The 22,113-nt window shown below is 66.7% G+C and carries 29 protein-coding genes; 6 read left to right on the top strand and 23 right to left on the bottom strand.

Going from position 1 to position 22,113, the window contains the following annotated elements; genetic code table 11:
* Positions 1-12: 12 nt before the first annotated feature.
* Positions 13-1,200 carry an aspartate aminotransferase family protein gene (locus AC1RNQ_RS19560; protein WP_493173853.1) on the bottom strand — a complete coding sequence of 396 codons (1,188 nt, stop codon included), beginning with the start codon at positions 1,198-1,200 and terminating at the stop codon, positions 13-15.
* Between the two features lie 153 nt (positions 1,201-1,353).
* Here AC1RNQ_RS19560 and AC1RNQ_RS19565 point away from each other — a divergent pair, with 153 nt between their 5' ends.
* Complete coding sequence (locus AC1RNQ_RS19565) at positions 1,354-1,800, top strand: hypothetical protein (protein ID WP_493173854.1); 447 nt, start codon at positions 1,354-1,356, stop codon at positions 1,798-1,800.
* On the top strand, positions 1,797-2,702 hold the full coding sequence (locus AC1RNQ_RS19570) for a cation diffusion facilitator family transporter (protein WP_493173855.1): 906 nt from the start codon (positions 1,797-1,799) through the stop codon (positions 2,700-2,702). Before AC1RNQ_RS19565 ends, AC1RNQ_RS19570 begins: the two co-directional genes overlap by 4 nt.
* Here the strand turns inward: AC1RNQ_RS19570 and AC1RNQ_RS19575 are convergent.
* Both AC1RNQ_RS19575 and AC1RNQ_RS19580 read right to left on the bottom strand, forming a co-directional pair.
* Positions 2,699-3,685: an LLM class flavin-dependent oxidoreductase gene (locus AC1RNQ_RS19575; protein ID WP_493173856.1), complete on the bottom strand. Its 987-nt coding sequence runs from the start codon at positions 3,683-3,685 to the stop codon at positions 2,699-2,701. The genes AC1RNQ_RS19570 and AC1RNQ_RS19575 overlap by 4 nt on opposite strands.
* 67 nt (positions 3,686-3,752) lie before the next feature.
* Positions 3,753-4,205 carry an Lrp/AsnC family transcriptional regulator gene (locus tag AC1RNQ_RS19580; RefSeq protein ID WP_493173857.1) on the bottom strand — a complete coding sequence of 151 codons (453 nt, stop codon included), beginning with the start codon at positions 4,203-4,205 and terminating at the stop codon, positions 3,753-3,755.
* A gap of 73 nt (positions 4,206-4,278) precedes the next feature.
* On the opposite strand from AC1RNQ_RS19580, the gene AC1RNQ_RS19585 reads away from it, so the two are divergent.
* Together AC1RNQ_RS19585 and AC1RNQ_RS19590 are read left to right on the top strand one after the other, a co-directional pair.
* On the top strand, positions 4,279-4,869 hold the full coding sequence (locus tag AC1RNQ_RS19585) for a LysE family translocator (RefSeq protein ID WP_493173858.1): 591 nt from the start codon (positions 4,279-4,281) through the stop codon (positions 4,867-4,869).
* A gap of 49 nt (positions 4,870-4,918) precedes the next feature.
* Positions 4,919-5,935, top strand: coding sequence for an aldo/keto reductase (locus tag AC1RNQ_RS19590; RefSeq protein WP_493173860.1), 1,017 nt, complete (start codon positions 4,919-4,921; stop codon positions 5,933-5,935).
* Here AC1RNQ_RS19590 and AC1RNQ_RS19595 read toward each other — a convergent pair.
* From AC1RNQ_RS19595 to AC1RNQ_RS19615, 5 genes are all read right to left on the bottom strand, one after another.
* A complete protein-coding gene (locus AC1RNQ_RS19595; RefSeq protein ID WP_493173862.1) occupies positions 5,920-6,504 on the bottom strand; it encodes a hypothetical protein in 585 nt (194 codons plus the stop codon). The genes AC1RNQ_RS19590 and AC1RNQ_RS19595 overlap by 16 nt on opposite strands.
* 17 nt (positions 6,505-6,521) lie before the next feature.
* Positions 6,522-7,394, bottom strand: a complete 873-nt coding sequence (locus AC1RNQ_RS19600; RefSeq protein WP_493173864.1) for a dienelactone hydrolase family protein — start codon at positions 7,392-7,394, stop codon at positions 6,522-6,524.
* A 449-nt stretch (positions 7,395-7,843) separates the two neighbouring features.
* Positions 7,844-8,518 carry an HAD family hydrolase gene (locus AC1RNQ_RS19605; protein ID WP_493173867.1) on the bottom strand — a complete coding sequence of 225 codons (675 nt, stop codon included), beginning with the start codon at positions 8,516-8,518 and terminating at the stop codon, positions 7,844-7,846.
* Positions 8,515-8,823, bottom strand: a complete 309-nt coding sequence (locus AC1RNQ_RS19610; protein WP_493173868.1) for a type II toxin-antitoxin system RelE/ParE family toxin — start codon at positions 8,821-8,823, stop codon at positions 8,515-8,517. The genes AC1RNQ_RS19605 and AC1RNQ_RS19610 overlap by 4 nt, the downstream gene beginning before the upstream one ends.
* Positions 8,823-9,074 (bottom strand): type II toxin-antitoxin system ParD family antitoxin, encoded by a 252-nt coding sequence (locus AC1RNQ_RS19615; protein ID WP_493173869.1) that lies wholly within the window; start codon positions 9,072-9,074, stop codon positions 8,823-8,825. The genes AC1RNQ_RS19610 and AC1RNQ_RS19615 overlap by 1 nt, the downstream gene beginning before the upstream one ends.
* A gap of 171 nt (positions 9,075-9,245) precedes the next feature.
* On the opposite strand from AC1RNQ_RS19615, the gene AC1RNQ_RS19620 reads away from it, so the two are divergent.
* Positions 9,246-9,434, top strand: a complete 189-nt coding sequence (locus AC1RNQ_RS19620; protein WP_493173871.1) for a hypothetical protein — start codon at positions 9,246-9,248, stop codon at positions 9,432-9,434.
* A 15-nt stretch (positions 9,435-9,449) separates the two neighbouring features.
* Here the strand turns inward: AC1RNQ_RS19620 and AC1RNQ_RS19625 are convergent, their stop codons facing one another.
* From AC1RNQ_RS19625 to glmU, 9 genes are read right to left on the bottom strand one after another with little or no spacing between them, the layout of a single operon-like run.
* Complete coding sequence (locus tag AC1RNQ_RS19625) at positions 9,450-10,049, bottom strand: Nmad2 family putative nucleotide modification protein (RefSeq protein ID WP_493173872.1); 600 nt, start codon at positions 10,047-10,049, stop codon at positions 9,450-9,452.
* Positions 10,049-11,872 (bottom strand): glutamine--fructose-6-phosphate transaminase (isomerizing), encoded by a 1,824-nt coding sequence (gene glmS / locus AC1RNQ_RS19630; protein ID WP_493173873.1) that lies wholly within the window; start codon positions 11,870-11,872, stop codon positions 10,049-10,051. Before glmS ends, AC1RNQ_RS19625 begins: the two co-directional genes overlap by 1 nt.
* 16 nt (positions 11,873-11,888) lie before the next feature.
* Positions 11,889-12,257 carry a PIN domain-containing protein gene (locus AC1RNQ_RS19635; protein ID WP_493173874.1) on the bottom strand — a complete coding sequence of 123 codons (369 nt, stop codon included), beginning with the start codon at positions 12,255-12,257 and terminating at the stop codon, positions 11,889-11,891.
* Positions 12,254-12,478 carry a ribbon-helix-helix domain-containing protein gene (locus tag AC1RNQ_RS19640; RefSeq protein ID WP_493173876.1) on the bottom strand — a complete coding sequence of 75 codons (225 nt, stop codon included), beginning with the start codon at positions 12,476-12,478 and terminating at the stop codon, positions 12,254-12,256. Before AC1RNQ_RS19640 ends, AC1RNQ_RS19635 begins: the two co-directional genes overlap by 4 nt.
* Before the next feature lie 34 nt (positions 12,479-12,512).
* Positions 12,513-13,238, bottom strand: coding sequence for a putative DNA-mimic protein (locus AC1RNQ_RS19645; protein WP_493173877.1), 726 nt, complete (start codon positions 13,236-13,238; stop codon positions 12,513-12,515).
* A gap of 36 nt (positions 13,239-13,274) precedes the next feature.
* Complete coding sequence (locus tag AC1RNQ_RS19650) at positions 13,275-13,595, bottom strand: hypothetical protein (protein WP_493173878.1); 321 nt, start codon at positions 13,593-13,595, stop codon at positions 13,275-13,277.
* The gene (locus tag AC1RNQ_RS19655; protein WP_493173880.1) at positions 13,592-14,131 is read right to left on the bottom strand and encodes a GNAT family N-acetyltransferase; all 540 of its coding nucleotides are present in this window, start codon (positions 14,129-14,131) and stop codon (positions 13,592-13,594) included. Before AC1RNQ_RS19655 ends, AC1RNQ_RS19650 begins: the two co-directional genes overlap by 4 nt.
* Positions 14,131-14,505, bottom strand: a complete 375-nt coding sequence (locus tag AC1RNQ_RS19660; protein ID WP_493173882.1) for a DUF6869 domain-containing protein — start codon at positions 14,503-14,505, stop codon at positions 14,131-14,133. Before AC1RNQ_RS19660 ends, AC1RNQ_RS19655 begins: the two co-directional genes overlap by 1 nt.
* Positions 14,502-15,854, bottom strand: coding sequence for a bifunctional UDP-N-acetylglucosamine diphosphorylase/glucosamine-1-phosphate N-acetyltransferase GlmU (gene glmU / locus AC1RNQ_RS19665; protein WP_493173884.1), 1,353 nt, complete (start codon positions 15,852-15,854; stop codon positions 14,502-14,504). The genes AC1RNQ_RS19660 and glmU overlap by 4 nt, the downstream gene beginning before the upstream one ends.
* Before the next feature lie 59 nt (positions 15,855-15,913).
* On the opposite strand from glmU, the gene AC1RNQ_RS19670 reads away from it, so the two are divergent.
* On the top strand, positions 15,914-16,582 hold the full coding sequence (locus tag AC1RNQ_RS19670; protein WP_493173887.1) for an HAD-IA family hydrolase: 669 nt from the start codon (positions 15,914-15,916) through the stop codon (positions 16,580-16,582).
* Here the strand turns inward: AC1RNQ_RS19670 and AC1RNQ_RS19675 are convergent.
* The 6 genes from AC1RNQ_RS19675 to maiA all read right to left on the bottom strand — a co-directional run bounded on the left by AC1RNQ_RS19675 (position 16,579) and on the right by maiA (position 22,113).
* Positions 16,579-17,640 (bottom strand): nucleotidyltransferase family protein, encoded by a 1,062-nt coding sequence (locus AC1RNQ_RS19675; protein ID WP_493173889.1) that lies wholly within the window; start codon positions 17,638-17,640, stop codon positions 16,579-16,581. The genes AC1RNQ_RS19670 and AC1RNQ_RS19675 overlap by 4 nt on opposite strands.
* Positions 17,637-18,503 (bottom strand): HprK-related kinase A, encoded by an 867-nt coding sequence (locus AC1RNQ_RS19680; RefSeq protein WP_493173890.1) that lies wholly within the window; start codon positions 18,501-18,503, stop codon positions 17,637-17,639. Before AC1RNQ_RS19680 ends, AC1RNQ_RS19675 begins: the two co-directional genes overlap by 4 nt.
* Positions 18,500-18,781, bottom strand: a complete 282-nt coding sequence (locus AC1RNQ_RS19685) for an HPr-rel-A system PqqD family peptide chaperone (RefSeq protein ID WP_493173891.1) — start codon at positions 18,779-18,781, stop codon at positions 18,500-18,502. Before AC1RNQ_RS19685 ends, AC1RNQ_RS19680 begins: the two co-directional genes overlap by 4 nt.
* A complete protein-coding gene (locus AC1RNQ_RS19690; RefSeq protein ID WP_493173893.1) occupies positions 18,774-19,220 on the bottom strand; it encodes a MarR family winged helix-turn-helix transcriptional regulator in 447 nt (148 codons plus the stop codon). The genes AC1RNQ_RS19685 and AC1RNQ_RS19690 overlap by 8 nt, the downstream gene beginning before the upstream one ends.
* Before the next feature lie 206 nt (positions 19,221-19,426).
* Positions 19,427-21,472, bottom strand: coding sequence for a TonB-dependent receptor (locus AC1RNQ_RS19695; protein ID WP_493173894.1), 2,046 nt, complete (start codon positions 21,470-21,472; stop codon positions 19,427-19,429).
* Positions 21,469-22,113: a maleylacetoacetate isomerase gene (gene maiA, locus AC1RNQ_RS19700; protein WP_493173896.1), complete on the bottom strand. Its 645-nt coding sequence runs from the start codon at positions 22,111-22,113 to the stop codon at positions 21,469-21,471. Before maiA ends, AC1RNQ_RS19695 begins: the two co-directional genes overlap by 4 nt.

A 22,113-nucleotide genomic window follows, 5' to 3' on the forward strand; every position in this document is an offset into this window, starting at 1 on the left:
GAACGGAAAACATCAGGATTCAGGCGGCGTATAGCTCGCCGCGCCCGCCGACAGTTTCTCGATGCACTCGTTGATGTGCGATTCCTCGATGTTGAGCGGCGGCAGGATGCGGATGACATTGTCGCCCGCCGCCACCGTCAGCAGTCCGTGATTATCGCGCAGATGCGCGACGAAGGCGCGGCTGTCGCTCTTCATCTTGACGCCGAGCATCAGCCCCATGCCGCGCACGCTCTCGAAGAGATTGTCGTGGTTCGGGATCAACTGCTCGAGCGCGCCGCGCAGCCGCTCGCCGGTCGCCTTGACGCCCTCGAGGAACCCGTCCTCCAGCACGACGTCGAGCACCGCCTGCCCCGCCGCCATCGCCAGCGGATTGCCGCCATAGGTCGAGCCGTGGGTGCCGATCACCATGCCGCGCGCGGCCTTTTCGGTCGCGAGGCACGCGCCCATCGGAAAGCCGCCGCCGATGCCCTTGGCGCTGGCGAGGATGTCAGGGGTGACACCGAACTGTTCATAGGCATAGAGCGAACCGGTGCGCGCGACGCCGCACTGGACCTCGTCGAACACCAGCATCAGATCGCGCTTGTCGCAGATATCGCGCAGCGCCTGGAGGAAGGGCTGCGACGCCGGACGGATGCCGCCCTCGCCCTGCACGGGTTCGAGCAGGAAGCCTGCGGTGTTGTCGTCGACCAGATCGAGCGCGGCGTTGACGTCGTCGAACGGCGCATAGGCGAAGCCGGGCAGCAGCGGATCGAAACCCTTGCGCAGCTTCTCCTGGTTGGTCGCCGAGATCGTGCCGAGCGTGCGGCCGTGGAAGGCGTTGTTGAAGGTGATCAGATTGTGCTTGTGCGCGTTGCCCGCGCTCGAATGATAGGCGCGCGCGGTCTTGATCGAACATTCGACCGCCTCGGCGCCCGAATTGGTGAAGAAGACGGTGTCGGCGAAGGTGTTCTCGACGAGCCGCGCCGCATAGGCTTCACCCTGCGGGCTGCCATAGAGGTTCGACACATGCATCAGCGTCGCGGCCTGGTCCTGGATCGCCTTGGTCAGATGGGGGTGGCCGTGGCCGAGCAGATTGACCGCGATGCCGCTCGCAAAGTCGAGATACCGCTCGCCACGCTCGCCGATCAGATAGGCGCCCTCGCCTCGCACCGGACGCACACCGCACCGGGGGTAAACGGGCATCAGCGGCGTGATCGACATGTCGGGCACCTTTCCTTAAACCAAAAAGACCGGCCAAAGCAAAAAGGCGACCCCGTACGGGCCGCCCTTGGGTCGGGCGGCCCCTATACTGCCCGCGGCTTGGCCGCGTCAACATGGGCGCGGTCCCCCGCAACCAAGGCGCAGGCGCGGAGTATGAGCGGGATGCGATACCCGTTCGCCCTTCCGATCATGGCGCTGCTGCTCGCCGGCTGCGACGGCCTCCCGCGCGATGCGGCCGGCACGACCGAAAGGATCGAGCGCACGCACGAGATGCGCGTTACCGTGCTGCCCGGAACGCCCGACGCACGCACCGCGCTTTCCTTGCTCGAGGCATATGCCCGCGACCATGGCGCGCGGCTGGCGCTCGTCCCGATCCACGGCGAACATGCGCATAACGCGCTCGAGGACGGCGAGATCGACGCGCTCGTCGGAAATTTCGCCAAGGCCTCGCCCTGGCAGGCCGATATCGCGCTGTCGAAACCGGTCGCGCGCGGCGAACCCGGCGACAAGGAACATCCGGTGCTGCGTATCGCGCGGCGCAATGGCGAGAATGCGCTGATCCTCGCCACCGACCGGTTGATCGCCGAGGCGACGCGATGAGCCTGCACGGCGGCATCCCGGCGGTGATCGAGGCCGATGTGCGGCGCGGCGAGCGGCTCGAATATTGGACGCTCGGCTGGATGGCGAGCGTCGTGCTGGTGATGTGGCTCGTCATGGGTGCGAGCCAGGCGATGAAGGCCGCCGTATTCGAGGACCTGTTGAGCCTGATCCCCGCGATCGTCTTCCTGCTGTCGGCGCGCTGGGAGCGGCGACAGCCCAACGCCCGCTTTCCCTTCGGCTATCGCCGCGCGAACAGCCTCGCCTTCCTCGTCGCCGCGACCGCGCTGCTCGCGGTCGGCAGCCTGCTCGTCCACGGCAGCGTCACGACATTGCTGCGGCAGGAGCATCCGAGCGTGGGTGGCATCACGCTCTTCGGCCATACTATCTGGCTCGGCTGGCTGATGATCGGCGCGCTCGCTTATTCGATCGTGCCGCCGATGATCCTTGGCCACAAGAAACACCCGGTCGCCGAGCGGATCAAGGACAAGGTGCTCCACACCGACGCGCTGATGCAGAAGGCCGACTGGCAGACGGGGCTGGCGGGGATTGCGGGCATCATCGGCATCGGACTCGGCTGGTGGTGGGCCGATGCGGGCGCAGCTTTGTTCATCGCGCTGTCGATCATCAAGGACGCGGTGGGGGCGCTGCGCCAGGCGGTCGCCGAGCTGCTCGACGGCACGCCGCGCGCGCTGGACTCGAACGAGATCGCCGATGACGCCGAGGCGTTGATCGCGGCGCTGAAGGCGCGCTTTGGCGGTGTCGAGGTACGGCTGCGCGAAACCGGCCGCTATATCGCCGCCGAGGTCGACTGCGCGCCGCCCGAGGTCGTTCCGATCGCCGCCGAACTGCTGGGCGAAAAGGAAGCGTGGCGCCTCGCGAGCCTCAGTTTCCGCCCCGACTAGAGCGACTTCGCGGCTTCCATCGCCAGCGCTACCGAATGTTTGCGCTCGTCATGGTCGTACATCGAGGACGCCACGACGACTTCGTCGACCCCGGTGCGCGCGACAAAAGCCTTCAGCCCGTCGCGGACATCATCGACCGTGCCGATCGCCGAGCATTGCAGCACATGGTCGAGGATCGCGCGCGCATTGGGCGGCAGGCTGTCCTTGTAGCCCGCAAGCGGCGGCTTCATCTTGCCGGGGTTGCCGGTACGCAGCGCGACGAAAGCCTGTTGCTGCGACGATGCGAGCAGTTCGGCCTCCTCGCGCGTATCGGCGGCGAAGATGTTGAACGCCGCGGCGGCATAGGGTTCCCGTAGTTGTTCCGACGGCTTGAACTGGCGGCGATAGACATCGAGCGCTTCGTCGAGCGCGTCGGGCGCGAAATGGCTGGCGAAGGCGTAGGGGAGCCCCAGCATCGCAGCGAGTTGCGCGCCGAACAGGCTCGACCCCAGAATCCAGATCGGCACATGCGTCCCCTCGCCCGGCACCGCGCGGATACCGAGCCGTTCGTCGCCGGCAAGAAAAGCCTGCAATTCGACGACATCCTGCGGGAACTGGCGCTCGTCGCTGGCGAGGTTGCGGCGGAGCGCGCGCGCGACGACGCCGTCCGAACCCGGCGCGCGGCCGAGCCCGAGGTCGATGCGGCCGGGGAACAAGGCTTCCAATGTGCCGAACTGTTCGGCGATCACCATCGGCGCATGGTTGGGCAGCATGATCCCCGCCGAGCCGATCCGGATGCTCGACGTCGCATGGCCGATATGCGCAAGCACGACCGCGGTCGCGGCGCTGGCGATCCCGGCCATGCCATGATGCTCGGCGACCCAGTAGCGGCCGTAACCGAGCGCCTCGGCGTGCTTTGCGAGATCGGCGGCGTTGGCGAGCGATTGGGCGATCGATCCGGTGTCGGTGACGGGGACGAGGTCGAGCAGGGAGAGTTTCAGCATGAAACCGATATGCGATTGCGCGTCGCGCGGTTCAACCGCAGCGCTTCGCGGACCCGCCCAAGAAAAACTACGCCCGCTCGTCCTTCGGCGACTCCATCAGCACGTAGGTCGTGATCGAATGAACCTGCGGGAGCACGCCGAGCACCTCGGTATGGAAATGCTTGTACGCCGCGAGATCCGCGGTCTCGATGCGCAACAGATATTCGATGGCACCGGTGATGTTGTGGCATTCGCGCACCTCGGGCGCGAGCGCCATCGCCGCCTCGAAATCGGCCTGCGATTTCTTGGTGTGCGACGACAGCCCGACGGTGACATAGGCGAGAAAGGTCAGCCCCAGCTTCGCGGGGTCGATCACCGCGCGATAGCCCTTGATCACCCCGCTGCGTTCGAGTTCCTGCACGCGGCGCAGGCACGCCGAGGGCGACAGGCCGACGCGCTCGGCGAGTTCGAGATTCGAGATTCGTCCGTCGCGTGACAATTCCTGCAATATCTTGCGGCCAATGGCGTCGATCCTGGTCATAGATTGCATATTCTAGTCGATTGTGACCCATCTTTGCAATCCATCGCGCATCGAAACGCATATGTTGCGCCGCATGGAACAGACCACCCTCGCCGCGCTCTCTGCCTTCGCGCTCGTCTCGTCGATCACGCCGGGACCGAACAATATGATGCTGATGGCATCGGGGGCCAATTTCGGCCTGCGCCGCACCGTGCCCCACGCGCTCGGGGTCGGCATCGGCTTCACGCTGATGATCGTCCTCGTCGGGGTCGGGCTGATGGGGCTGTTCGACCTCTTCCCCGTGCTCAACACCATACTCAAGGTGGTGAGCGTCGCCTATCTGCTCTGGCTCGCGTGGAAGATCGCCAATGCCGCGGCACCCGGCGAGGGCGACAGTCCGCGCGGCAAGCCGATGACCTTCGTCCAGGCGATGCTGTTCCAGTGGGTCAATCCCAAGGCCTGGTCGATGGCGTTGACTGCGATCGCGCTCTACGCGCCCGACCGCAATTTGGCGGCGGTGCTGCTCGTCGCCCTGATCTTCGGGATCATCAACCTGCCCTCGACCAGCCTGTGGGCGGTGATGGGGCAGGTGCTGCGCGGCTGGCTGTCGAGCCCGGCGCGGCTCAAGGCCTTCAACTGGGCGATGGCGGCGCTGCTCGTCGGATCGCTTGCGCTTCTGATCTGATCGCCTATGCACCGGCGCGACCCTCCCCTCGCGACCGGAGAAGAGAAGCATGCAAAGCCGCCGCCTCGGCAAAAGCGCCATCCATGTGTCCGACATCTGCATGGGAACGATGACTTTCGGCAGCCAGACCGACGAAGCCGAAGCGTTCCGCGTCCTCGACCGCTGCTTCGACGAGGGCATCAACTTCTATGACACGGCCGAGGGTTATCCGGTGCCGCCCGACGCCAAATGGGTCGGGCGCACCGAGGAGATCGTCGGGCGCTGGCTGAAGACCAAGCCGCGCGACGCGATCATCCTCGCGACCAAGGTATCGGGACCGAGCCATGTCTGGTTCAAATCGCCATGCCGGAACGGCATGACCGCGCTCGACCGCAAGAATATCGTGCAGGCGATCGACGACAGCCTGACGCGGCTGCAGACCGACTATGTCGACCTCTACCAGACCCACTGGCCCGACCATGACGCGCCCTATGACGAGATCATGGACGCGCTCGACGAACTCGTCCGCGTCGGCAAGGTCCGCATCCTCGGCTGTTCGAACGAGACGAGCTGGGGGCTGATGAAATCGCTCGCGGCGTCCGAACGGCTCGGCGTCCATCGCTACCACACGATCCAGAATAATTTCAGCCTCAATAACCGCCGCTTCGAGGACGAACTCAAGCAGGTGTGCCGGCAGGAATGCGTGAGCCTGATCCCCTATTCGCCACTCGCCGGCGGGGTGCTGTCGGGTAAATATCAGGGCGGCGCCAAGCCCGAAGGCGCGCGTTTCTCGCGCTACCTGGGCATGGAGGGCCGGCAGGCGGCGATGGGCCGCCGCTTCGTCAACGACAAGAGCCTCGCCGCGACCGAGCGCTATCTCAAGATCGCCGAAGAGGCCGGACTGCACCCGGTGACGATGGCGACCGCCTGGTCGAAGCAGCATGATTTCGTCGCCTCGACGATCGTCGGGGTCAGCGCTTACGATCAGGTCGATCCGATCCTTGCCGCAAAGGATCTGGTGCTGAGCGACGAGGTGATGAACGCGCTGCATCAGGTGAGCCGGGATATTCTTTACCCGATGGGGTGATCGATCCGCCGCAGCGTCGGCCATTCGAGGATCAGCGCCTCGCCCACGCGGAGCGCGCGCCAGTCGAGCGCCAGCCGGTCGAACGCCGCGAACACCGCGGGGCGCGCTGCATCGAGCGCGGCGCGTTCCTCGGCACTCAGCGTCGCCCGCACCCGCTCGGCCTCGCCCAGCGCGGCGCGTTGTCCGGTGCTGTCGGGGCGCTGCCCGCTGCGCCAGCCGATGTCGAAGAGAAACGCGGCCAGCTCGGACAATTCGCCCTCGCGCCCCTGCGTCTCGACCAGCTTCCTGCCCTTGGCGACCTGCTTGCGCACGGTCCGCCGCTGTTCGCGGGCATCGACCCTGCCGTCTGCCGCCGCGACATGGAAGGACCCGGCGGTCCCGCCCGCGGCGATCTGGCCGAACACCCCGCCCTTCAGTCCCAGCACCGCCTCGACGACGAAGTGCACCATGTCGTGCGGGACGTCCGGGTCGAACCCCGGCGCCGGGTCCATGACCAGCACCGGCAGCCCGGCGCGTTCGATGCGCATCGAATAGCGGCGTTCGCCCGAGCGGATGAAATGGACCTTCATCGCCGTGGGCCCCGCCGTCAGGCGAGTTCGGCCTTGAACAGCTCGAGCATCCGCCCCCACGCCTTTTCGGCCGCCGCCTCGTTATAGGCGCGGCCGTCGGGCGGGCACCAGCCGTGCATCGCGCCGGCATAGACCTCGACCTCGTGCCATGGCTTGCGCGGCTCGAGCACCGCCTTGAGCAACAGCTTCTCGTTCGGGGTTTCCTTGTCGTCATTGTCGGCGATCGCGAAGAGATAGCCGGCATTGCTCGAAGGGATCAGCAGGTGCGGGCTGTCGGGCTTGTCGGTGCCGACCCCGCCGCCATGGAAGCTCGCTGCCGCGCCGACGCGCTCGGGCCTGAGCGCCGCGGTGTAGATCGTCATCGCGCCGCCCATGCAATAGCCGGTCGTGCCGATCCGGCGCCCCGTATCGACCTCCTTCTGCGCGTCGAGGAAGGCGAGATGCGCCCTGGCGTCACTCTCGACGATCGGGCGCGTGAGCTGCTTCAGATAGCCGAACAATTTTTCGCGCACCGCGGGATCGCTCCAGTCGTTCGCCGCGTCGACCACCGGCGATTTCTGCCAGCGGTAGAAGGGGTTCACGGTCAGCACCGCAAAGCCCTCGCCCGCGAGCCGGTCGGCCATCTGGCGAAAGGCGGGGCGCAGCCCGCGAATGTCGGGCCACACCAGCACGCCCGGATGCTTACCTTCTGCGGGCGCGACGAAATAAGCGTCGCAGGTGCCGTCGGCGGTGGTGATGGTGACGTCGCGCCGGACCAGCGCCCTGCCCTCGATCGCGCGCGCGGGCAGCGCCGCCATCAGCGCGCCCGCCCCCGCGAGCGCGGCAAAGCCGCGCCGCCCGACGGGCAGCCCGGCGCGGTCGAGGTCGGCTTCGGTATCGTGGGTGCACATGGCGTCTCTCCTTGGGGACTTTTTGAAAGCGGCGGAAAACCGCCGAACTTCATTCGCAATTCACATTTCCAGCCAGTGTTCCCCGGCGAAAGCCGGGGCCCATGGAGCGAAGGGCGCGCCGGTTCGGCTGGACCCCGGCTTTCGCCGGGGAACACAATGTCGCACGCATGGGAAATGGCAGAAAACTGCGCAACTTCATTCGCGATCGGCCTTTTCGGCGCTGCCCGGGGATGCCGGGCGGAGCGTGGAATCGCCAGCACGCTAATATAGCGATGTTTTTTAGGACAGCGCTTTTTACGCCTCAAATGCGGTCCGCGGCTTGGCCCTCTTTGTGGCTTCGTGGGGGTGTGGGGGCTTTGTGCGCGTTTCCTATTTCTCGCACAAACCCACGAAGCCACAAAGAAGGTCAGAATGTTGGGGTCCCGCGCGCCCACTACGCCGGGCAGACGTCAGGCGATCGCTCTGATTTCCTCGAAGCTATGCGCGACATGATGCACGCCGACCTCGCGCAGCATCGCGCCATGCGCGGCACGGTCGACGATGTGGCCGGCGCCGCAGAAACCGATCACGGTCATGCCCGCCGCCAGCGCCGCGCGCGCGCCGGTCGGCGAATCCTCGATCGCGAGGCACGACGCCGGGTCGACGCCGAGCCCCTGGGCGGCGGCAAGATAGATGTCGGGAAAGGGCTTGCCGCGGTCCCAGCCGTCGGCGCTGTAGACATGGCCCTCGAAATGATGGCCGAGCCCGAACAGCCCGAGCGCCCAGCCGATATATTCGGCGCGGCTCGACGAAGCGATCGCGCGCGGCATGGCGCCGAGCGTATCGAGGAAGGCGGGCGCGCCGGGCACGGCATCGAAGCCCTCCATGAAACGGGCGCGGGCGCGCGTGCGATGTTGCTCGCGGAAATCTGGCGGCAGCGCGCGACCAAAGCGCGCCTCGATCCGCCGCTGCGTCTCTTGCCAATTATGGCCGTAATAGTCGCGCAGGCTCTCGTCATAGGTCACCGGCATGCCGACCGCGGTCAGGCTTTCGGCGAGCGACAGGTTCGCGCGCACCTCGCTGTCGGCGATGACGCCGTCGAAGTCGAAGATGATGGCGGTGAGCAAACCGAATAGGGAAGTCATCGGTCGTCCGCGAAATAGCCGGAAATGTCGCGGCTGCCATGCAGCACACCGACAACCTCGAGCCTATCGTCGTGGTACCGGAAGAAGATCATATAGCCCTTGTGCGGCGTCGAGCGCACGCCCTCGAACAATTCGCTTCGATCGCTGCCCAGCGTCCCCGGCAGCGTCGCAATATGGCTGCACCGCTCGACAAGCTGCGATAGGAAGGATTCGGCGACATCCTCGCTGCCGCTCTCGTCCGATATAAAGTCCGAAATCTCGCGAAGATTTCTGCGCGCCCGCGCCGTGAACTGCAGACGGCGCATCAAGCCGCGGCTTTGCCCGCCCGGCGCCGGTCGAGATTTTCGCGCACATGTGCCATCACCTCGTCTCCCGTGTAGGCGCCGCCTTCCTCGATCGAGGCCCTGATGGTCTCACGCAAGGCCTCGAGCTTCTGTTCGCGCTCTTCGACCAGCCGCAACCCTTCGCGCACGATTTCACTGGCGGAGCCGTAGCGTCCGGTCTTGAGCAATTCCTCGATATAGGCGTCCCAGCGCGAACCGACGGATACGTTCATGACCTTCTCCTTTAGCAAAGCCATTGTATCAGAATAACAAGAATTGCGCAATTTATGTCATCGTTTCATCGGACATGCCGAAGCCTATGGCGGCGGGGTCATGGGCGGGCGTCCTGTTTATGCGAATGCAACCTGTCGGGCCTAAAGGCGAAGGCGACAGGAGACGCAATCATGAAGTTCATCGAGCTCAAATCGCGCGGCGGCAATTATCTGCTGGTGGCCGAGAATGTCGCGTGGCTGCGCGATTATGAGAACGGCCAGACGCAGGTCGGCATGGTCGGCGGTGCGCCGCTGCTGATCGTCGGCAAGATGGAGGACATCGCGGCGTCGATTCTGGAGCAGACGAATGCGCGGGAGTGAGATGACCGGCAAGCATCAGCAAGTTCTCGACTTCTTCGACTGAACTGGGCCGCATCCCGATCCGCAATCGCTCGAAGGAACGGAGCGCGGCCGTCCGTGAAGACCCGGTTCGGCGATGCCCCTTAGCCATTCGAGTAGCTCGGCAACATCACCTGCCCGCCGCAAATTTACGCGATGGCCCTGCCCGGCGGGTTTCAGAAAATCCAACAGCAGGGGCGGCTGAACGGGCCGATGACCAAAGTACCAAGTCGCCGTCGGATCAAAGAGCAGTATTTTGGCCGAGAGATCCTTGCGCTGTTGGTCTGCATCTGGGTGATAGCCAGGATGGACGCGCTGAATCTTTCCAGTCGGCATCAAGCGATATTGAGCGTCTTTGCGCCCTCGAAACTGCTGCTCATATTCGGTTGGCGACATAACCCGCTCCACGCGACCAACCCAAGTTATGAGGCCCTCACCCAACGCTTTGGGCATATAGCCCGCCACAAAGTCGCCTATGCCGGCGGCGGCCCTTATCCTTGGTTTACAGGTCGCGAGGCTAACCAAACTGTTATCGGTACATGGCGCCCGACCATCATCATCCCGATGAATATATCTGTAGAACCGAGGCTCATCCATCACTCCACCGTCACCGACTTCGCCAAATTCCTCGGCTGGTCAACGTCGGTCCCCTTCGCCACCGCCACATGATAGGCGAGCAGCTGCACCGGCACGGCATACACCAGCGGCGCAATCAGCGGGTGGACCTTGGGCATTTCGATCGTCGCCATGCAGCCGTCGCCGGCTTCGGCGAGGCCTTCGGCGTCGCTGATCAGGACGATCTTGCCGCCGCGCGCCATCACCTCCTGCATGTTGCTGACGGTCTTTTCGAACAAGGGGCCGCTGGGCGCGAGGACGATCACCGGGACCGCTTCGTCGATCAGCGCGATCGGGCCGTGCTTCATCTCACCCGAGGCGTAACCCTCGGCGTGGATATAGCTGATTTCCTTGAGCTTGAGCGCGCCTTCGAGCGCGAGCGGATAGTCGGGGCCGCGGCCCAAATAGAGCACGTCGCGCGCGGGGGCGACGAGGTGCGCCATCGCCGCGATCTCCTCGTCATGCGCGAGCGCGGCGTTGAGCGCCGCGGGCGCCTCGATCAGATGTTTGACGATCTCGCGCTCTTCCTCGGCGCTCAGCTTGCCCTTCTTGAGTGCGAGATGCGCGGCGAGCGCGGCGAGCACCGCGAGCTGGCAGGTGAAGGCCTTGGTCGAAGCGACGCCGATCTCGGGACCCGCGTGGGTCGGGAGCAGCAGGTCGGCCTCGCGCGCCATGCTGCTGGTGGGCACGTTGACGACGACCGCGATCGTCTGGCCGTTCGCCTTGCAATGGCGCAGCGCCGCGAGCGTGTCGGCGGTCTCGCCCGACTGCGAGATGAAGAGCGCGAGCCCGCCGGGCTGGAGCACCGGGTCGCGGTAGCGGAACTCCGACGCCACATCGATGTCGACGGGCACGCGCGCGAAGGTCTCGAACCAATATTTGGCGACCATGCCGGCGTAGAAACTGGTGCCGCAGGCGACGATGGTGATGCGGTCGATCGTGCTGAGGTCGAAGTCCATCTGCGGCAGCGCGACGGTCTGTTCGAGCGGGCGGATGTAGGAGGAAAGCGTCTGCGCGACGACGGTCGGCTGCTCGAAAATCTCCTTCTGCATGAAGTGGCGGTAATTGCCCTTCTCGATCGTCGCCGCGGTGACGCCGCTGGTCGTGATCTCGCGGGTCACCGGGTTGTTGGCGCTGTCGAAGATCTGCGCGCCGTCGCGGGTGATGACGACCCAGTCGCCCTCCTCGAGATAGGCGATTTTCTGCGTCAGCGGCGCGAGCGCGAGCGCGTCCGACCCCAGATAGGTTTCCCCTTCGCCATAACCGACGACGAGCGGCGAGCCGAGCCGCGCGCCGATCAGCAGGTCGGGGTGCCGGCGGAAGGCGATGGCAAGCGCGAAGGCGCCGCGCAGTTGCGGAAGGACCGCCTGCACCGCCTCGGTCGGTGACTTGCCGGCCTCGACCTGTTCGCTCACCAGATGCGCGACGACCTCGGTGTCGGTCTCGCTTTCGAAGCTGCGGCCGCGCGCCTGCAGCGCCTCGCGCAGCGGCTTGAAATTCTCGATGATGCCGTTGTGGACGAGCGCGACTTCGTCCGTCGCATGCGGGTGGGCGTTGCTCGTCGTCGGCGCGCCGTGGGTCGCCCAGCGCGTGTGGGCGATGCCGACGAGGCCGGGCGCGGGGTTACCCGCGAGTTCCTTCACCAGATTGCCGAGCTTGCCCTCGGCGCGGCGGCGGACGAGCTGGCCGTCCTGAACGGTGCAGACACCCGCCGAATCATAGCCGCGATATTCCATGCGCTTCAGGCCATCGACGAGGCGATCCGCGACCTGGTCCTTGCCGACGATTCCGATGATTCCGCACATGGGTCTTTGCTTTCTGTCAGAGCGTGTAGGGGACGCGAATACCCGGCATCGCTGCCGGAAACACCTTGATATTGCGTGTAACGAGGATGCGCCCCGAAATCTGCGCGGTCGCCAGCACGAGCGCGTCGCAGAGCGTCAGCCCCTTGCGCTCGGCACGCAGCGCGGCGGCGCGGCGCGCGACGGCGTCGCCGACCTCCTCGACCGCGAAGCAACCGAGAAAGGCTTCGACCGCCTTCACCGACGCGGGGTCGGCGGCGGTCATCACCTCGGTCCAGCTGATCCGGCTGACGCTCTTGCGCCCGGCGCGGCGAATCTCGCTGCGCCCGGCCTCGACGCCGTTCAGCGCATCGATCAATATGTCGGAGTCGAACTGCGCGTCGATCATTCGCGCTTGCCCCGCAGGCGGCGCTGATATCTGAGCCCGTCGCCGATATCGGCGCGGTCGCGCCAGATGCCGAAGGCATTGTCGATGGCATCACCCGAGGCATCGGCGCGATAGGATGCGACCGCGCGGCGCACGAGTTCGGCGCGCGACACGCCCTGCTCGGTGGCCAGGCTATCGAGCCATTCGACGTCGGAATCGGGAATGTCGGCGAGGAAACGCATGAGGCATTGATATCATATCATGATATCAAGTCAATCAGGTGAATTGAACGACCGCTCCTGTCTCCAAAGAAGCGCGACAGGCTCCCATAAGGTTGAGGACGCTATGCGCTTCCACCGGATAGGCTTGCCATACCGGTCCTTCCCTATTGGGTGCATCCATCAATTCAAGAAAATCATCAGATTCTGGATCGACATCCTCCGGCAAATGAAGCGCTGCGGCGAGCTCGCTGCACTCTTCCAGCAGCGCGGCGGAAGAACCGATCATCATGCCGAGTCCAGGGCGCTGCGGTTGCGTAAAGTCGACGATCACCTCTTTAAAGGGCCGCGGCAGGTAAAACCCCTCCGCATCGGAATGCAGCACCAAGTGCTGAAACTTCGGGCGCGACGGCGGGCCGCCAAACAGGCCTAGGACTTTTCGCTTGTCGCGGTTGAGCAGATAATGTTCATGCACTCGTCCGAATTGCACGGAAAGCGGGTCGTCGGTATAGCTTTCATAGCTTGCCCCGGGAGGCGGCAGCACGCCCTTGAGCGCCCAGAAAGCAGCCAATCGCCGTAGCGCATGAAGTCCGCCATAGCCCCACATCTGGGCTTCGAAATATCGGTCGTGCGGCATCGACTTGGGCTCATTGTGGGCCGCCATTCCCTGTTCGGCTAGGACCGCATTAAGCGCCTGGAACGGCTCGTCGAGAAACTCGGCTTCTCCCTCATCCTCGGCAAGGTTCTGCGCATACAAGCCTACCGCTACCGTGAGCCCCATCATATCCCTCCCGCGATTGTTTCGCCAATGAGCAACAATTTAGCCAGCGGCAGAACCGAATTTCCGGTCCACAAAAATCATCGCGAACTGCACCGGATCGGCCGCCTCGCCCTGCCCCGCCGCGAAGCGCGCCTTGCCCTCGGCCCAGATTTTCAGGACCTGCGCGGGGAAATCGGGTGCGAAGCCCATCTGCTGCGCGACGATCTGCGGCCAGGTGCCTTTCAGCCCGAAGCTCTTTTCGAGGCTGGGCACCATCGCGGTGCAATAGGCGTCGGTCGCTTCGTCGAGATGCCCGATCGCGCGCAGCACATAGGCGTCGACGAAGCGCAGGAAAGGCTTGTCGGTGTAGCGGTCACTCATCTTGTCTTCTCCAATATCCATTCATCGCGGAGCAGGCCATAGATCAGCGAATCGCGGACGCCGATATGCGTTTCCCACTCGCTGCGCAGCCGGCCCTCGCGCTGGAATCCCAGCCGTTCGAGCAATCCGATCGAGCCGGGGTTTTCGGGGTCGGTGTCGGCAAAGATACGGCGCAGGCCCATTTCGCCGAAACCATGGTCGATCACCCGCGTCACCGCTTCGCGCGCGATGCCGTCGCCCCAGCGATCGCGGCGCAGGATATAGCCGATCTCCTTCACATCGGGTTTTCCGTCGATCAGGATCACCCAACCGAGCGCCGCGTCATCCCCCGCGGTGATCGCCCAGCACAGATAACCCTGCCCTTCGGCGGCATTGCCTTTGACATAGTCCGCGGTCTCGGCAAGCGATGCGTGCGGCCCGCTCGACCACCACATCATGACTTCGGGATCGGACAGGGCCTTGAACAGCGCCGGGGCATCGTCCTCGCGCAGCTGGCGCAGCACGAGGCGCGCGGTCGTGAGCGTCGGCGCGGGCATCAGGGCGCGCTGGCGCCGAGCGACTGGAGACGCACCCAGATTTTCTCGTCGATGCTATACTGCCACATATAGCCAAGGATCGTACGAAATTTAGGGCTAGCGGCAGCCAGTGCTTCGACCTCTTCGATATAATCCGCGCCGAAATTCCCTAGCAGATGCTCCAGCGGACCCGCTGCAATCGCGCCGAACTGCTCGTCGGTCCCCGCATCATCGACGCACGCGTGGATGAACGCCCATTGCGTCGCGGAGGAAGCCGTGAAGTTCATCAGGACGACCTGCGTGCCTACCCCGTCGCCGTCCGCGCCGCCCCGCAGTTCGGCCATCCAATCGCCCGCAAGCCTTTCGATGCGGTCGGCCGCCCAATCCTTCTTCACTTCTTCTCCGCCGCCTTCTTCTTGCGCATCGCGTCGTGGAAGCGGTCGGCCCAGCCCGGCTTGATCAACTGCTCGCCGCGCACGAGGCGGAGCTCGCCGTCGGCGACGTCGCGGGTCACCGCGCTGCCCGCCGCGACGATCGCGTCGCGGCCGATCCTGACCGGCGCGACGAGCGCGCTGTTGCTGCCGATGAAGGCGTTTTCGCCGATCACCGTCTGATATTTGAAATAGCCGTCGTAATTGCAGGTGATCGTGCCCGCGCCGATATTGGCGTTCGCGCCGACATTGACGTCGCCCAGATAGGTCAGGTGGTTCGCCTTGGCGCCCTTGCCGAGCACCGCCTTCTTCGCCTCGACGAAATTGCCGATCTTGGCCTTTTCGCCGAGGATCGTGCCGGGGCGGAGCCGCGCGAAGGGGCCGACCTCGCAGCCCGCGCCGATCGTCGCGCCCTCGATATGGCTGTTGGCGCGGATCTTCACATGGTCCGCGACGGTCACGCCGGGTCCGAAGAAGACATTGGGCTCGATGAGGACATCACGGCCGAGCGCCGTATCCCAAGCGAACCAGACGGTATCGGGCGCGATCAGGCTAGCGCCGCCCGCCATCGCCTGGACGCGGCGGCGGGCCTGCCATTCGCCCTCCATGGCGGCGAGTTCGCCGCGGCTGTTGATGCCCGCGACGTCATAGGGGTCGGTCACCACGACCGCGCAATGCCGCCCGTCGGCATTGGCGATATTGACGATATCGACGAGGTAATATTCCTTCGCCGCATTGTCGTCGGTGACGCGCGCGAGCAGCGCGAACAGGTCGGCCGATTTCGCCGCCATCAGCCCTGAATTGCAGAGCCGCACCGCGCGCTCCTCGGGCGTCGCATCCTTATGCTCGACCATCTTGGTGACGCGGTCGCCTTCGGTGATGACGCGGCCGTACTGCTGCGGATCGGCGGGCTCGAAGGCGAGCACGACCACCGCGGGCGCGTCGGGGGCGTTAAGCCGGTCGATCATCGCCTGCATCGTGGCCGTGGGCACGAAGGGTACGTCGCCGTAGAGGATCATCACGTCGCCGTCGAAGCCGGCCAGCGCCCCCTCGGCCTGCTGCACCGCATGGCCGGTGCCGAGCTGCGGCTCCTGCACCGCGAGGTCGGCGCTGCCCGCCAGCGCGGCTTCGAGCTGCTCGGCCTTGTCGCCGACGATCACGACCTTCTTCGCGGGATTCAAAACATCGACGCTCGCCATCAGATGCAACAGCATCGCTCGCCCGGCGATCGGGTGCAGCACCTTGTGCAGGTCGGACTTCATGCGGGTGCCCCTGCCCGCGGCGAGGATGACGGCAGCGATCGGATTGCTCATGCGCGTGGCCATGCCAGCAAATCGTTGCGGTTTCCATAGTGAGGCGCCATGCGCACCGCATGACCACCTTCCCCTTCGCCATCGCCGGCTTCGATCTCGACGGCACCTTGCTCGACACCGCGGATGACCTGACCGCGGGGGTCAACCATGCGCTGAGCCTCGCCGGCCGCGCGCCGCTGCGCGTCGAACGGGTGCGCCCGATGATCGGGCTGGGCGGGCGGCATATGCTCGAACAAGGGCTGCTGGCGACCGGCGGCGTGCCCGAAGGCGATTTCGAGCGGCTGTTCGGCGAATTCCTGACCTATTACGAAGCGCATATCGCGGTGCACAGTCGGCCCTTTTCCGGGCTGGTCGACGCACTCGACCGGCTCGACGTGCTGGGCGTGCAGACCGCGGTGGTGACCAACAAGACCGAACGGCTCGCGCGCCTGCTGCTCGGCGAACTCGGCCTTGCGGATCGGTTCGCGACGATCATCGGCGGCGACACGCTGGGGCGCGAGAATGCCAAGCCCTCCCCCGCCCCGATCCGCGAAATGATCGCGCGCTGCGGCGGCGGGCGCGCGGCCTTCGTCGGGGACAGCATCTATGACGTCATGGCCGCCAAGGCCGCGGCGGTACCGAGCATCCTCGCCGGCTTCGGCTTCCTCGACCGACCGGCCGACGCCTACGACGCCGATCATGTCATCGGCCATTATGACGAACTGGTCGCCCTTCTCGAAACTCTCTAGCCGGCGGCCGCCCGGCCTTTGCGCCACTTGGTCCACAAATGGCGCGCGAGCATCAGCGGCGGCATGCGCAGCCAGTGCGAGCGGATGTAGAAGGCGAGGCGCAGCAAGGGCCGCGTATCGCGTCCCCAATCGTCGCGCGCCAGCAGCCGCGCGAGGAACAGGCGGTCGCTGAGGCTGAGCCGGCGATAGCCGCCGTCGCCCTCGAACAGCGCCGCCGAGAGATGCGCGGCGCGGCGCACCGCGGGGCCGAGCCCCCACAGCTTTGCGCGATAACCCATGTCGCCGATCCACTCGTCGTAACCGAGCGCGCCGTCGGGGGTGTCGCTGTCGCAATCGCCGCGCGCCCGGAAATCGGACATCAGGCAGTGAAAGTCCCAGAGGTTGCGCAGGCCGCCGGCGAGGTCGCCGTCGGCGAAGAGATGCGCCGCGCAGTGGATCAGGCGGTCGAAGGGATGCAGAACCTTGAATCCGTCGGGCAGCGCGATCGCGCGATCGAGCATGCTCGCCGGATCGGGGTTGGGCCGCGCGGTCGGCGGGACGATCGTATGGTGCACGTCGATCATCCGGTCGCGCAGCTTGTGGATCAGCGGCGGCAGCTCGTGCATATGGTCGCGGTAATAGGCGTCGTCATAGGCGTCGTCCTTGACCCACTCCCACCCCGCGGCGAGCAGCGCCGCCTCGGCCGCGGGCAGCGCCGCGCGCTCGACGAGGATGTCGAGGTCGCCGATCTGGCGCCCCGGCGCGCAGGGCAGCCCCGCCGCGGCATAGGCCGCACCCTTCAGCAGCACGAAATCGATCCCGGCGGGTCCGAGCGCGCGGCGCGCCATCTCGGCCTCCCACAGCGCCTGCGCAGTCGCGACATCGGCGGCGGCGCGCGCATCGGCGAGCAACTGCGCTACGGGTTCGGGGAGCGCGGCGCCATCGACCCGGTGCGCGAGCGTGGCGAGCAGCGCCTCGGCGCGCGCGACCGCGATCACGCCGTCCCATTCGCGCGGGGCGAGATCGACCGCGTCGCGGCGCCCCGCGAGCAGGTCGACGAGGGTAGCGATCGCGCTCATCGCCGCGCCTCGGCCCAGAGCTGCTCGACCAGCGCCATACCGGTGACACTGTCGGGATAGGCGATGGCGAAGGCCGGGGTTTCGCGCACCAGCCGGGTCAGCGCAGCAAAGCCCGCCTCGCCGAGCGCGACATAGTTGGTCGAGGCTTCGGTCAGGCGGACGAAGGCCTCGCCCTCGCCGATCCGCTCGATGGCGGGCGGCCCGCCATATTGCGGGAAGAGCAGCAACGCCGGGCGCGCGGGGTCGTGCATCGCGGCGACCGCGTCGGCGCGCGGGATCAGGTGGCGGATGTCGCCCTTCGGCGTGCCCGCGAGCAACGGCCCGAGCCGCGCGACGTCAACGCGCGCTTCGACCTCGGCGATCGCTTCATTCTTCAGGCTGACCGCGCGCGGAAAGGCCAGCGCGTCGCCGCTTGTGGGGTCGATCAGTATGAACTCGTCGCCCATCAGCCGCCAGCTGCCTTCGCCGAGCAGCGCGGCGAGGGTCGACTTGCCCGAGCCCGAGGCGCCCGACATGATCAGGCTGCGGTCGTCCCTTGCCACCGCGCTCGCGTGGAGCAGCAGGTGCCGCCGCCAGCCGAGCGCGACCTGCAGGTTCATCCCCATCTCGGCCGCGAGCAGCCCCATCGACAGCGGCAGCGGCAGCGCGTCAGGGACGATATAGTCGCCGCCGATATGCGCTGACGGGCGCAGCCAGCGGCGCCAGGGCCGGTTGGCATAGAGGCGCACGGTGGCGTCGGCGGGGCGGTCGTCGTCCTGCGGATAGCCGGCATAGAGGCGATCGAGCGCCGCGATGGGCTCGCCCCAGTCGCTGCCGATGCGGAACTGGACGGGGCCGACCGCGATGCGCGTGCCGTGCCTCACGCGGGCTCCACCAGCCCCATCGCCGCGAGTTCTTCGAGCCGTTCGGCAAGGATCACCGCGGCATCGCCCGCGCCGTCGAGATCGAAGGCGTCGGCGAGCCGCACCGCGAGCGCCTTCGCGTCGCACGGGCCCGCCGCGAGCGCGGCGAGGATTTCGGGCATCGGCTGGGTGACGAGATGCGTCTGCATCGAGCGCCGGTCGAAGATCGCGGCGAGCTCGCCGAGCGGCTCGATGCGCAGCGCCCCCTCCCCCGCCGCGCGATAGGCGCGATCAGCCATAATCTTCGGCGGCGGCGGTCAATTTGCCGAGGATCGCGAGCAGGGTCGCGCGCTCGGCGGCGGTGATATTGGTCTCCAGCCGCGCCTCGCTGGCGAGCGCCGCCGGGACGATCGCGTCATAAAGTTCGCGGCCGGTGGCGGTGAGTTCGAGATGGTGCGAACGGCCGTCGGCCTCATGCGCCTGGCGCGCGATCAGCTGGCGGTCGGCGAGCGCCTTCGCCGCGCGGTTGACGGTGACCTTGTCCATGCGCGTCGCCTGCACCAGCTCGCGCTGGGTCTTGGGCTTGCCCTCGCCGAGAATTGCCATCAGCCGCCACTCGGGGATCTTGAGCCCGAAGCGATTCTGATATTCGGCGGCGATCCGCTCCGACAGCGCGTTCGATGCGATCGAGAGCCGGTATGGCAGGAAATTGTCGAGGTTGAGTTTCTTGGCGGCCATATTTTCCTATACCCCCACGCGAGCCCCGGCGCGGCGAACCTAGACAGCCCGATTTCGCTGCGCAATCCCGGCGTGGATAGGATTTCTGTGCGCCAACGAAGGCGAAGGCGGGTTCGGGGGTGGGTTTAAGACATCAAACCCCTCCTCTTCAGAGGAGAGGGCTTAGGAATGGCAGCTCCCGCCCGAAACCCGTCGTTCCCGCGACGCTAAAACGATGCCCGTACCCCCACCCAGAGCGTGCGCGGCGCGGCGCGTTCGACGATCCCGGCCGAGGAAATCGCCGCGGGAACGAGTTCGTCGAACAGATTTTCGCCGCGCGCCTCGATGCTTATCGCGGCCGAGAAACGCCACGACAGCCCGGCGTCGAGCGTCAGCGCGTCGCCCAGCACGAGCAGCCCCAGGTCGTCCTCATTCTGCTTGCCGATATAGCGCAGGGTCGCGAAGCCATCGAGCGGTCCGTCGCCGTTGCCGCGCAGCGATACGCTGCCGCCGTGCCTCGCGATCTGCGCGGGGCGGCGGCCGTCGAGCGCAGCGGCAGCGCCCGCAGCGTCGACCTTTGCATCGGTGAAGGCATAGGTCGCGCGCAGCGTGGCCGGGCCGATCCGCTGCTCGGCGGCGAGTTCGATCCCCTTGCTGTTGATCGCACCCAGATTCTGCCGCTGGTTGAGGTTCGTCGCCAGCGTCACATTGGCGATGGCGTTCGACAGATGGTTGGCGAAGAGCGTCGCCGACAGCCTGGTCGCGTCGGTCGTCCAGTCGATCCCGACCTCACCGCCCCACAATCGCTCGGGCTCGAGCATCGCGTTCGCGGTGGTCACCTCGGCGCCAACGCGGAAGGGGCGGTAGAGTTCGTTGAGCGTCGGCAGGCGCCAGCCGCGATAGGCCGCGGCGCGCATCGACAGCGCGTCCGAGGTCCAGCGCACGCCCGCGCGCCCACTGCCTTCCCAACCCTGCCGCGCGGCGAAGCGGAGGTCGGTGATCGTCGTGCCGCCGATATTGCGCTCGAGCCGATACCCCTCGCCCAACCACCAATGGTCGACGCGGCCGCTGAGCGTCCAGAGCAGACCGTCGCCGGCGTCGCCCGCGGTCCATTCGGCGAAGGCGCCGACGGTGTCGCTGCTGCCGCCCGCGATGCGGTGGCGGCCGGGTGTCGTGCCGCTGAAGAAGAAATCTTCCTCGGTCCGCCCCGTCGTGCGGCGCCAGTCGGCGCCGACGCGGAGCGGGTTCGCCCCGTCGATCGCCGGGCGCAGCTCGAAGCGCGCGCCGAGGCCGGTGGCGGGCACGCGCTGGAACAGCGCCGGGGCGACGCTGTTCCGCCCCGCGGCGACGCTCGCGAAACCGCTCTCGAAATCGCGGAGCTGGACATAGGCGAGCGCGAGCCACTGCGTCGCGGCGACCGGGTCGTGGACGAAGCGCAGGCTGGCGTCGAGCCCGTCGGTCTTGCTGGCGGTGAAGTCGGTGCCGCGGTCGCGGCGGTCGGCAAAGCCGCGCAGGCTCGCCTCGATCCGGCTACTTTCGCCGGCGTCGAAACGCAGCCGCACGCCGAGCCCGCCCTGTTCGTAGGGCGCGGCGCGGTCGACCGTCCCGCGCTGCCCCTCGGCCACGGGCACGAAACCGTCGCCGCGGCTGTAGCGGCCGTCGACCGCGACCTCGCCACTGCCGAGCTTCGTTCCCGCCGAGAGCGACGCGTCCCACCCGTCGCGGCTGCCATAAGCCGCGCTCGCGGTGACGCCGCGGGTGATTTCCGAATGGAGGCCGATCGTCCCCGCGAGCGCGCCCGGGCCGTCGGCGCCGCTGCCACCGCCACGGGTCACGACGATGCCGCCGAGGTTGATCGCGTCATAAGCCGACCACGCCACCCAGCCGCCGAAGGGGTCGGCCTGCGGCACCCCGTCCAATGTCACCAGCGCGCGCGCCGAGGCGTTGCCGCCGAGCCCGCGCAGCGTCACGCCCTGGCTCGTCGGATGCGCGCTGCGCCCGTCGCTGCGGCGGAACTGGACGATGCCCGCCTCGTCGCGGAGGCGGTTCTCGATGCGCGCGCCGAGGCCGGGGTCGAGGTCGACGATCGTCGTTACACCCTCTACCGAATTGCCGTCGTCCAAAGGGAGCAATCCCGACCCGGTTACGATGATGATCCGCGGATCTCTCGGATAGCTTGCGAGCACGATGGGCGCTTGCGGCTGGCTTGCCTCCTGCGCCATCGCCGCCGCCGGCATCGCCAGCAGCGCAGTCCCCGTCAGCAGCCGGATCACGCGGGCTTGACCGCATCGGGATGCGCCTTCCGGAACGCGTCCAATTCCATACACGCCGCATCGATCGCGACGAGCCGCGGATAAGCATCAAGCGGCACCTCGAAGCGGCGCGCGTTGTACATCTGCGGCACCAGACAGCAGTCGGCGATTCCCGGCGCGTCGCCGCCGAGATATGTCCCCGCGCCCGCCATGGCCTCGAGCGCCTCGAATCCCTGCGCGATCCAGGTCGCGATCCAGCGGTCCTTGGTCTGCTCGTTGAGCCCCAGATCCTTGGTCAGATATTTGAGCACGCGGAGGTTGCCCAGCGGGTGGATGTCGCTCGCCACGACCTGCGCCTGCGCCAGCGCGACCGCGCGGGGCATTGCTTCCTCGGGGATCAGCCGCGGTTCGGGAAAGGCGCGGTCGAGCCAGTCGATGATCGCCAGGCTCTGGATGATCGTCTCGCCATCGGCGACCAGCAGCGGGACGAACCCCTGCGCGTTGAGCTCGAGATAGGCGTCGCTGCGCTGCTCGCCCGCGATCAGGCTGATCTCGACGCGCTCATAGGCGAGCCCTTTAAGGTTCAGCGCAATGCGCACGCGAAAGCTCGCCGAGGAGCGGAAATAATCGTGGAGGACGAGCCGGGGCGCTTGCTGAGTCAT

Source organism: Sphingopyxis sp. GW821-FHT12F08 (assembly GCF_058806755.1).

What these genes read in the sequence shown, in the direction of transcription:
- glmS (WP_493173873.1), bottom strand. Translation starts at nt 11,872, where the DNA reads ATGTGCGGAATCATCGGAATCGTCGGCAAGGACCAGGTCGCGGATCGC.
- AC1RNQ_RS19590 (WP_493173860.1), top strand. Translation starts at nt 4,919, where the DNA reads ATGCAAAGCCGCCGCCTCGGCAAAAGCGCCATCCATGTGTCCGACATC.
- AC1RNQ_RS19670 (WP_493173887.1), top strand. Translation starts at nt 15,914, where the DNA reads ATGACCACCTTCCCCTTCGCCATCGCCGGCTTCGATCTCGACGGCACC.
- maiA (WP_493173896.1), bottom strand. Translation starts at nt 22,113, where the DNA reads ATGACTCAGCAAGCGCCCCGGCTCGTCCTCCACGATTATTTCCGCTCC.
- AC1RNQ_RS19650 (WP_493173878.1), bottom strand. Translation starts at nt 13,595, where the DNA reads ATGAGTGACCGCTACACCGACAAGCCTTTCCTGCGCTTCGTCGACGCC.
- AC1RNQ_RS19600 (WP_493173864.1), bottom strand. Translation starts at nt 7,394, where the DNA reads ATGTGCACCCACGATACCGAAGCCGACCTCGACCGCGCCGGGCTGCCC.
- AC1RNQ_RS19655 (WP_493173880.1), bottom strand. Translation starts at nt 14,131, where the DNA reads ATGCCCGCGCCGACGCTCACGACCGCGCGCCTCGTGCTGCGCCAGCTG.
- AC1RNQ_RS19570 (WP_493173855.1), top strand. Translation starts at nt 1,797, where the DNA reads ATGAGCCTGCACGGCGGCATCCCGGCGGTGATCGAGGCCGATGTGCGG.
- AC1RNQ_RS19565 (WP_493173854.1), top strand. Translation starts at nt 1,354, where the DNA reads ATGAGCGGGATGCGATACCCGTTCGCCCTTCCGATCATGGCGCTGCTG.
- AC1RNQ_RS19560 (WP_493173853.1), bottom strand. Translation starts at nt 1,200, where the DNA reads ATGTCGATCACGCCGCTGATGCCCGTTTACCCCCGGTGCGGTGTGCGT.
- AC1RNQ_RS19635 (WP_493173874.1), bottom strand. Translation starts at nt 12,257, where the DNA reads ATGATCGACGCGCAGTTCGACTCCGACATATTGATCGATGCGCTGAAC.
- AC1RNQ_RS19690 (WP_493173893.1), bottom strand. Translation starts at nt 19,220, where the DNA reads ATGGCCGCCAAGAAACTCAACCTCGACAATTTCCTGCCATACCGGCTC.
- AC1RNQ_RS19595 (WP_493173862.1), bottom strand. Translation starts at nt 6,504, where the DNA reads ATGAAGGTCCATTTCATCCGCTCGGGCGAACGCCGCTATTCGATGCGC.
- glmU (WP_493173884.1), bottom strand. Translation starts at nt 15,854, where the DNA reads ATGAGCAATCCGATCGCTGCCGTCATCCTCGCCGCGGGCAGGGGCACC.
- AC1RNQ_RS19640 (WP_493173876.1), bottom strand. Translation starts at nt 12,478, where the DNA reads ATGCGTTTCCTCGCCGACATTCCCGATTCCGACGTCGAATGGCTCGAT.
- AC1RNQ_RS19585 (WP_493173858.1), top strand. Translation starts at nt 4,279, where the DNA reads ATGGAACAGACCACCCTCGCCGCGCTCTCTGCCTTCGCGCTCGTCTCG.
- AC1RNQ_RS19620 (WP_493173871.1), top strand. Translation starts at nt 9,246, where the DNA reads ATGAAGTTCATCGAGCTCAAATCGCGCGGCGGCAATTATCTGCTGGTG.
- AC1RNQ_RS19580 (WP_493173857.1), bottom strand. Translation starts at nt 4,205, where the DNA reads ATGACCAGGATCGACGCCATTGGCCGCAAGATATTGCAGGAATTGTCA.
- AC1RNQ_RS19605 (WP_493173867.1), bottom strand. Translation starts at nt 8,518, where the DNA reads ATGACTTCCCTATTCGGTTTGCTCACCGCCATCATCTTCGACTTCGAC.
- AC1RNQ_RS19685 (WP_493173891.1), bottom strand. Translation starts at nt 18,781, where the DNA reads ATGGCTGATCGCGCCTATCGCGCGGCGGGGGAGGGGGCGCTGCGCATC.
- AC1RNQ_RS19675 (WP_493173889.1), bottom strand. Translation starts at nt 17,640, where the DNA reads ATGAGCGCGATCGCTACCCTCGTCGACCTGCTCGCGGGGCGCCGCGAC.
- AC1RNQ_RS19645 (WP_493173877.1), bottom strand. Translation starts at nt 13,238, where the DNA reads ATGATGGGGCTCACGGTAGCGGTAGGCTTGTATGCGCAGAACCTTGCC.
- AC1RNQ_RS19610 (WP_493173868.1), bottom strand. Translation starts at nt 8,823, where the DNA reads ATGCGCCGTCTGCAGTTCACGGCGCGGGCGCGCAGAAATCTTCGCGAG.
- AC1RNQ_RS19625 (WP_493173872.1), bottom strand. Translation starts at nt 10,049, where the DNA reads ATGGATGAGCCTCGGTTCTACAGATATATTCATCGGGATGATGATGGT.
- AC1RNQ_RS19615 (WP_493173869.1), bottom strand. Translation starts at nt 9,074, where the DNA reads ATGAACGTATCCGTCGGTTCGCGCTGGGACGCCTATATCGAGGAATTG.
- AC1RNQ_RS19575 (WP_493173856.1), bottom strand. Translation starts at nt 3,685, where the DNA reads ATGCTGAAACTCTCCCTGCTCGACCTCGTCCCCGTCACCGACACCGGA.